The sequence below is a fragment of the Streptomyces turgidiscabies Car8 genome (genome assembly GCF_000331005.1).
GTDB lineage: Bacteria > Actinomycetota > Actinomycetes > Streptomycetales > Streptomycetaceae > Streptomyces > Streptomyces turgidiscabies.
Genome location: NZ_AEJB01000639.1, coordinates 58027 through 65026, shown reverse-complemented (window position 1 = coordinate 65026; position 7000 = coordinate 58027). Strand labels below are relative to the sequence as shown.

Below are 7000 nucleotides of genomic sequence, written 5' to 3'. Positions count from 1 at the left end.
CCAGGGCCGGTGATGCGTCGTCACCGACGGGCGAACAGCGCGCAGGTCAGGTCCCGTCGGCGGGCTGGGTGTAGGTCCGTGAGCCGACGGTCGTGGTGAGGGTGCCGGTTGCGCGGCCGACCGTCTGCCAGAGGTCGATCGTGATGTGGAAGCCGTCGGCACCGGTCTGCTTGGTGGCCAGTACCTTGCCGCTTCGCCCGCTCTTCACCAGGTCCGAGTACCAGTCGAGGCTGGTCAGTGTGGGACTGGTGCTGGTGCGCGTCACGCTCTCGGAGCCGGTGAGGAAGGCCTTGGCGTCGTCCGAGTAGTGCGTGTAGCGCAGGGACACCGTCTTCACCGCGGTCTTCGTGGCGTCCCACACGATGTCGACCTCGGCGCTGCCGGACGCCTTCCCGCGCAGGGTGTACGTGCCCTGCGCCGGGTAGGGCCGCTGCGGAGCCTCGGTGCCGGGGACGTAGGGCGTGCCCCAGGGCACCCTGTCGGACACCGGCTTGACCGTCCGCCGGTGCGCGGGCTCGCGGTCGACCAGCCGGGCGATCATCAGCCGGGTGCGTCGGCCCCCCGGTTCGGTGGAGGCCGGGCACGGCAGCGGGTTGGCTCCGCCGCACGCCGGCGCCGACACGAGCCGCTCGTGGTACGCGACCGCCGTACCGTCCGGGGACCAGCGCGGGTCGGCGCCGGCGTTCCAGTCGGGGGAGGTGTCCGAGTAGTTGAGCTGCTGGCCCTGGTAGGTGCCGCGGTCGCCGTAGCGGTCGATGAGATACGGCTGGAAGAAGCGCCGCTGGCCGTTGTTGCGGACCGAGGAGACCACGGAGGTGGTCAGCAGGTCGGTGATCGCCGGGACACCGGTCATTCCGGAGGTGAACATCATCCGGTCGTATCCGCGGGTGTCCAGGGCCACGATCCACCGGTCGTCCGGGGAGGCGTCCACCGGATCGGTGTATCCGGGGTCGGCCGTCATCCGGCGGAGCTTGCCCGTGCGCAGGTCGACGGCCATCAGGTCGATGTTGGACGACTCGACGGGATAGCCGACGTAGAAGGCTTCCCTGCCGTCCTTGGAGAAGCCGCGGAACTCACCGACGCCGGGCAGTGAGGTGTCCAGCACCAGCTTCGTCGGCGTGCGCGGGTCGACGTGCACCGGCTGTGCGGCGGGGGAGGGGTCGAAGAGCCGCGTGACCTTCTCCACCTCGTAACGAGGGGCGAGCGGCGTACCGGTCGTCGGCGCCGGGTCGAAGCGCAGGCGGCCGAAGTAGCCGTACTGGTCGAGGCGTCCGCCGGTGACGGTGACGCTGTTGAAGCCGAGGTGCACCTGGTCGGGGTGCAGGCGCAGCTCGCGGATGGGGCCGCCGGGCCCGGATCCGTCGGCGGTGTCGTTCCAGCGGATCGGGTGGATGTGGAGGCGGGCCGGAGTGCAGGCCGGCGAGGCGAGACCGTACGGGCCGCAGTCGACGATGTTCGTCCCGTACAGCACCCGCTTCCCGTCGGAGAACGGCTGGGGGTAGCTCACGTCGGCGTTCATGCCCTGCTTGTTGGCGGGCGGTGTGCCGCAGGTGAGGCACTTCCACGCGTCACCGTTCGGGAAGGTCCTGCCGTCCGTCCGTACGAGGATCAGCTGGTCCCCGGTGTAGACGCTCGCCGGGTCAGGCGCGGCCGGGGCACCTGCGAACCTCACTGCGGCGGTGACCGTACGACTGTCGGGGAGGAAACCTCCGGTGCGCAGGCCGGAGTTCCAGTCGGACACCATGCACCCGGTGCCCCGCGGGTTGACGGCGCTGGTGCACGCGCCTTCGGCGTTCGAGGGGGCCGTCGGCGGCAGCGGCAGCCTTTCCGTGCGGATCCGCTCGGGGGCGGGCGGAGGCGGAGAGGTCGAGGCGGCCTGCGCGGGGGTCAGGAAGGCGGTGACGCCCACCAGGGCCACCAGAGCGGCGAGGCCCCTGGTTCTCGTACGCATGGATCTCCCTTCATCGGCGGTGCTCATGCGGAAAAAGCACTGCGGGGGGTGCCGGACGCGCGACGAACTCAGGAAAGGAGAGGGCCGCGCCGGAAGTTATGTTCTTTCTATAGGAGAATTCAATTCTCGTGAAGAGTTCGCGCATCAGCGGGACGTGAGGTGCCTCTGCCGAGGTCTTACGGACCTGTGACGGCACGGGCGTGGAACTGCCGTACGGTGCCTGTCTGCTCATAGCGTTCCAACCATGCGAGTACTGATCACCGGCGGAGCCGGGTTCATCGGGTGTCATGTCGTGGAGGCCCTGACCGCGCGGGGCCACGAGGCGATCGTGTTCGACCTGCGTGACGGCCTGGACGTGCGGGACCCCGACGCGGTCGCCGCCGTACTGACCGGCGTCGACGCCGTCTGTCATCAGGCCGCGATGGTGGGCCTCGGGAAGGACTTGAAAGACGCGTCGGAGTACGTGTCCCACAACGACCTGGGTACGGCCGTGCTGCTCTCCGCCATGGCCGACGCCAAGGTGCGGCACCTCGTGCTGGCAGGGTCGATGGTCGTGTACGGCGAGGGGGCCTACGCCTGCGAGCGGCACGGGGCGGTCCGGCCCGGCCCACGGACCGTGGCGGATCTGGACGCGGGGAGGTTCGAACCCCGGTGCCCGCGGTGCGGGGAGCAGCTGGCCCCGGGGCTGGTCGAGGAGGACGCTCCGGTCGACCCCCGCAACGTGTACGCCACGACCAAGCTGGCCCAGGAGCATCTGGCGGCGGCGTGGGCCCGGTCGACGGGCGGCTCCGCCGTTTCGCTGCGCTACCACAACGTGTACGGGCCGGGCATGCCGCGCGACACCCCGTACGCCGGCGTCGCGTCCTTCTTCCGGTCCGCGCTCGCCCGGGGTGAGGCTCCGCGCGTCTTCGAGGACGGCGGCCAGCGGCGCGACTTCGTGCACGTGAGTGACGTGGCGGCGGCCAACGTGGCGGCGCTGGAGGCGGAGACCCGAGCGGGGGCGCTGGTCGCGTACAACACCGGCAGCGGGGAGCCCCACACGGTGGGGGAGATGGCGCGGGCGCTTGCCTCCGCGTACGGCGGGCCCGAGCCGGTGGTGACCGGGGAGTACCGCCTGGGGGACGTCCGCCACATCACGGCGGACTCGTCCCGTCTGCGAGCCGAGCTGGGCTGGAAGGCCGAGGTCGGATTCGAGGAGGGGATGCGGGAGTTCGCGAGAGCGAAGCTGCGCGGGGAGTGACTCTCGCCCCCCGACCTGAACTGTTTCTACCCGAACTGATCCGACCTGACGTCCGCGTCCCGTATGTGCCTTCCCAAGGTGAAAGTCGTGATGACCCCTCCTGAGCCCCCGCCCTCGTCTCCTTCCTCCTCTCCTTCGCCATCCGCAGCGGTATCGGTGGCGAAGACCGTCGCACCCGTCGACGTGGTCCTTCCCTGTCTGAACGAGGTCGAGGCCCTGCCCTGGGTGCTCGCCCGTATCCCGGCCACCTGGCGTGCGCTGGTGGTGGACAACGGATCCACGGACGGGTCGGCGGAGTTGGCACGCTCCCTAGGCGCGACCGTCGTGCGGGAGACCCGCCGCGGGTTCGGCGCCGCCTGCCACGCCGGGCTGACCGCGGCCACCGCGGACATCGTGTGCTTCTGCGACTGCGACGCCTCACTCGACCCGTCCCTGCTCGAACCCTTCGTACGCGAGGTCCGGGAGGGCGAGGCCGACCTCGTACTCGGGCGGCGCCGCCCGCAGGGCCGGGGCGTCTGGCCCGTACACGCCCGCGTGGGCAACCTCGCGCTGGCACGGATGACGCGCCGTCGCACAGGGCTGCGCCTGCACGACCTCGGCCCGCTCCGCGCCGCCCGCCGCGAACAACTGCTCGACCTCGATCTCACGGACCGGCGCAGCGGCTACCCGCTGCAGATGGTCGTCCGGGCCGCAGACTCCGGCTGGCGTGTCGTCGAGCACGACGTGCCGTACCTGCCGCGCACCGGTGCCTCCAAGGTCACCGGCACCTGGCGTGGAACCTGGCAGGCGGTACGGGACATGGGCCGGGTCCTGTCCGAACCGCCGACGGCCAGGGAAGAGGCGGTCGCCGGCCAGGCCGCCGTACGCCTAGGAGGAATCGCCCAGTGAACCGCTCAGTGAACCGTCCGACGACCACACTCCTCGTCATCGCCAAGGAGCCGAGGCCGGGTCGGGTCAAGACCCGGCTCACCCCGCCCTACACACCCCGGGAAGCTGCGGCGCTCGCCGAGGCCGCGCTCGTGGACACCCTGCGGACAGTGGCGGCCACCCCCGCCCGGCGCCGCGTACTGGTGCTCGACGGTGTTCCGGGCCCCTGGTTTCCGCCCGGCTTCGACGTCGTCCCGCAGTGCGCGGGAGGTCTGGACGAGCGCCTGGCCGCTGCCTTCGCCGGTTGCGACGGACCCGCGCTGCTCATCGGCATGGACACCCCGCAGGTGACGCCCGCGCTGCTCACCGTGGACTTCGCCGACTGCGACGCGTATTTCGGCCCGGCCGAGGACGGCGGCTTCTGGGCGCTGGGTCTCGCCCGCCCCGACCCCGAACTGCTGCTAGGTGTGCCGATGTCGACGCCCATGACAGGCGCCGTACAGCATGAGCGGCTCGTCATGGCGGGCCTGCGGGTGCGCGAGCTGCCGTGCCTCCGGGACGTGGACATCGCCCGCGACGCGGAGGCGGTCGCCGTGTCGGCCCCGGACAGCCGGTTCGCCGCCGAGCTGGGGCGCCTCGGGGTGACCGCCGGCCGATGAGCACCGCACACGAGATCATCTCGCCCAGGACGATCGGCTCGGACCGTCCCACGCCTGTCACATTGCCGGGCACCCCGCGGCCCTGGTCCGCAGACCCGTACTCCGAAGCCCTGGTCACCGGCCGGGGACCGCTCTTCCTTCGTCGGTCCGACGGCTGGCTGCTGCCGCTGGAAGTGGAACGCTGGTGCGCCGGTGCCGACGCGGCGGACCTGAGGGTTCTGGACCACTGCGAAGGGGCCGTACTCGACGTCGGCTGCGGGCCGGGGCGGCTCGTCGCCGAACTCGCCTCCCGTGGTCTGCCCGCCCTCGGCGTCGACATCAGCGAAGCCGCCGTCGCCCGCACCGTGCGGCTCGGCGGACAGGCCCTGCGCCGCTCCGTCTTCGAACCCCTCCCCGCCGAAGGACGCTGGGACACCGTCCTCCTCATCGACGGCAACATCGGCATCGGCGGCGATCCGGGCGCCCTCCTGCGGAGGATGTCCCAACTCCTCGGCCACGGCGGCCTCCTGATCACCGAGACGGCCCCCGACAGTGAGGTCGGCGAACGCGTCACCGTCCAGGTCGTCCGGCTCACCGCCGGTGCTCACGGGTCCGCCGGGCCGCCCTTCCCCTGGGCCCGCCTCGGCACTCCGGCCCTCCTCCGGCTCGCGACGCAGGCCGGCTGGCACCCGGAGCGCCAGTGGACGACCGGCGGCCGCTCTTTCGTCTCCTTGCGCAACCACGGTGACCGCAGTCCCACCGTGATCAGCAGCCGGCAGGACAGCGACCCGTCGCCGGGCAGGGTGGTGGCAGGAAGGTGAAAACGGTTCTCCTTCCTGGCCCAGTCACACCGTCCGGCCGTGCCGGTGTGAACCGCGGTCTTCTCCGGGACCTGTCCGCGGTCCTGACCGCAGCCCTGCTCGTCACGACGGCCGCTGTGACGGGTACCGTCATCGAGCACCGATACGGCACCCTTCATGTCAGCTTCCCGCCCCTGTACGGGCACTGGGAGCCGCACCTCGGCCCCGGCACCCCCGCCGCGATCATCGTGGCCGTCACCGTTGTCGCGTACGGGCCGCTCCTCGCCGCCCGACTGCCCTGGCGCGCCCTGCTGATCACCGCCTACGGCACCGCCACGGCGTGGACGTTCTCGCTCGCCCTGGTCGACGGCTGGCAGCGCGGCATCGCCCGGCGGCTGACGACCAAGTACGAGTACCTGCAGGTCATCGACCCCGTCAACCGCTTCCACGACATCCCCGCCGCCCTACGGGACTTCACTCACCACATCCTCTTCCACTCACCCGGAGCCTGGCCCGCGCACGTCGCCGGACATCCCCCCGGGGCCACCCTCACCTTCGTCCTCCTCGACCGCGTCGGGTTGGGCGGCGGGGCCTGGGCGGGCGTCTGGTGCATCACCGTCGGCGCGACGGCGGCCGTGGCGGTCCTCGTCACCGTGCGCGCGCTGTGCGGGGAGGCCCTCGCCCGCCGGGCGGCCCCCTTCCTGGTCCTGGCCCCGGCAGCCGTGTGGATGGGCACCTCCGCGGACGGCTACTTCGCGGCCGTCGCCGCCTGGGCCCTCGCCTTCCTCGCCCTCGCGGTCACCGGGCACCGGCCCCGGTCGACGGGCCTCGCCTCCGGGCTCCTCCTCGGCCTCACCGCGTATCTCTCGTACGGCCTGACACTGTTCGCGGTGATCGCCGCCGGCGTCGTGCTGCTCGGCTCCCGGCGCCTGCGCCCGCTCCCGTACGTCCTCGCGGGACTCGTGGTCGTCCCGGCCGCTTTCACGTTCGCCGGCTTCAACTGGTGGGAGGCCTACCACCTGCTCGTCACCCGCTACTTCGAGGGGGCCGGCGGTGTCCGGCCGTACGGCTACTGGGTGTGGGCGAACCTCGCGTGCACGGTGCTGCTGGTGGGACCGGCGACGGTCGCGGGCCTGCGGCGAGCCGGCGCGGCGCCGGTACGCGAGGGGCTCCGTGGGCTCCCGCGCGCGGGCGTCGACGCCCCCGAAGCCCGGCTCGCCGTGCTCGTGTTCGCCGCGCTGCTCGCCCTTCTCGCCGCCGACCTCTCCGGTATGAGCAAGGCGGAGACGGAACGCATCTGGCTGCCGTTCGCAGTCTGGCTGCTCCCGGCATGCGCGCTCCTGACCCGCCCCCGCGCCTGGCTCGCCGCACAGGCCACCCTCGCCCTGCTCCTCAACCACCTGCTGCTGACGGGGTGGTGACGACCGACAGCGGTGCCCGATCCGGCCCCACGGGCGGCGGAGCCAGGTTCTTACGAAACACGGACGTCCGGACGACCGTGCCG

6 protein-coding genes are annotated in these 7000 nt (G+C 72.0%); 5 read left to right on the top strand and 1 reads right to left on the bottom strand.

Features of this window, described 5'->3' with window-relative positions; genetic code table 11:
- Positions 1-46 precede the first annotated feature (46 nt).
- Positions 47-1951, bottom strand: coding sequence for a TolB-like translocation protein (locus STRTUCAR8_RS44580; protein ID WP_006383090.1), 1905 nt, complete (start codon positions 1949-1951; stop codon positions 47-49).
- 244 nt (positions 1952-2195) lie between these two features.
- Between STRTUCAR8_RS44580 and STRTUCAR8_RS44575 the strand changes: the two genes are divergently transcribed.
- The 5 genes from STRTUCAR8_RS44575 (at position 2196) to STRTUCAR8_RS44555 (ending at position 6917) form a co-directional block, all read left to right on the top strand.
- Positions 2196-3191, top strand: coding sequence for an NAD-dependent epimerase/dehydratase family protein (locus STRTUCAR8_RS44575; protein WP_006383092.1), 996 nt, complete (start codon positions 2196-2198; stop codon positions 3189-3191).
- Between the two features lie 90 nt (positions 3192-3281).
- Entirely contained in the window at positions 3282-4079 is a 798-nt protein-coding gene (locus STRTUCAR8_RS44570) for a glycosyltransferase family 2 protein (protein ID WP_078507505.1), read from the top strand.
- Positions 4076-4717, top strand: a complete 642-nt coding sequence (locus tag STRTUCAR8_RS44565; protein ID WP_006383065.1) for a TIGR04282 family arsenosugar biosynthesis glycosyltransferase — start codon at positions 4076-4078, stop codon at positions 4715-4717. Before STRTUCAR8_RS44570 ends, STRTUCAR8_RS44565 begins: the two co-directional genes overlap by 4 nt.
- A complete protein-coding gene (locus STRTUCAR8_RS44560) occupies positions 4714-5517 on the top strand; it encodes a class I SAM-dependent methyltransferase (protein ID WP_006383087.1) in 804 nt (267 codons plus the stop codon). The genes STRTUCAR8_RS44565 and STRTUCAR8_RS44560 overlap by 4 nt, the downstream gene beginning before the upstream one ends.
- A gap of 47 nt (positions 5518-5564) precedes the next feature.
- Positions 5565-6917, top strand: coding sequence for a hypothetical protein (locus STRTUCAR8_RS44555; protein WP_006383054.1), 1353 nt, complete (start codon positions 5565-5567; stop codon positions 6915-6917).
- The last annotated feature ends 83 nt before the right edge of the window (positions 6918-7000 follow it).

What these genes read in the sequence shown, in the direction of transcription:
- STRTUCAR8_RS44580 (WP_006383090.1), bottom strand. Translation starts at nt 1,951, where the DNA reads ATGCGTACGAGAACCAGGGGCCTCGCCGCTCTGGTGGCCCTGGTGGGC.
- STRTUCAR8_RS44575 (WP_006383092.1), top strand. Translation starts at nt 2,196, where the DNA reads ATGCGAGTACTGATCACCGGCGGAGCCGGGTTCATCGGGTGTCATGTC.
- STRTUCAR8_RS44570 (WP_078507505.1), top strand. Translation starts at nt 3,282, where the DNA reads ATGACCCCTCCTGAGCCCCCGCCCTCGTCTCCTTCCTCCTCTCCTTCG.
- STRTUCAR8_RS44560 (WP_006383087.1), top strand. Translation starts at nt 4,714, where the DNA reads ATGAGCACCGCACACGAGATCATCTCGCCCAGGACGATCGGCTCGGAC.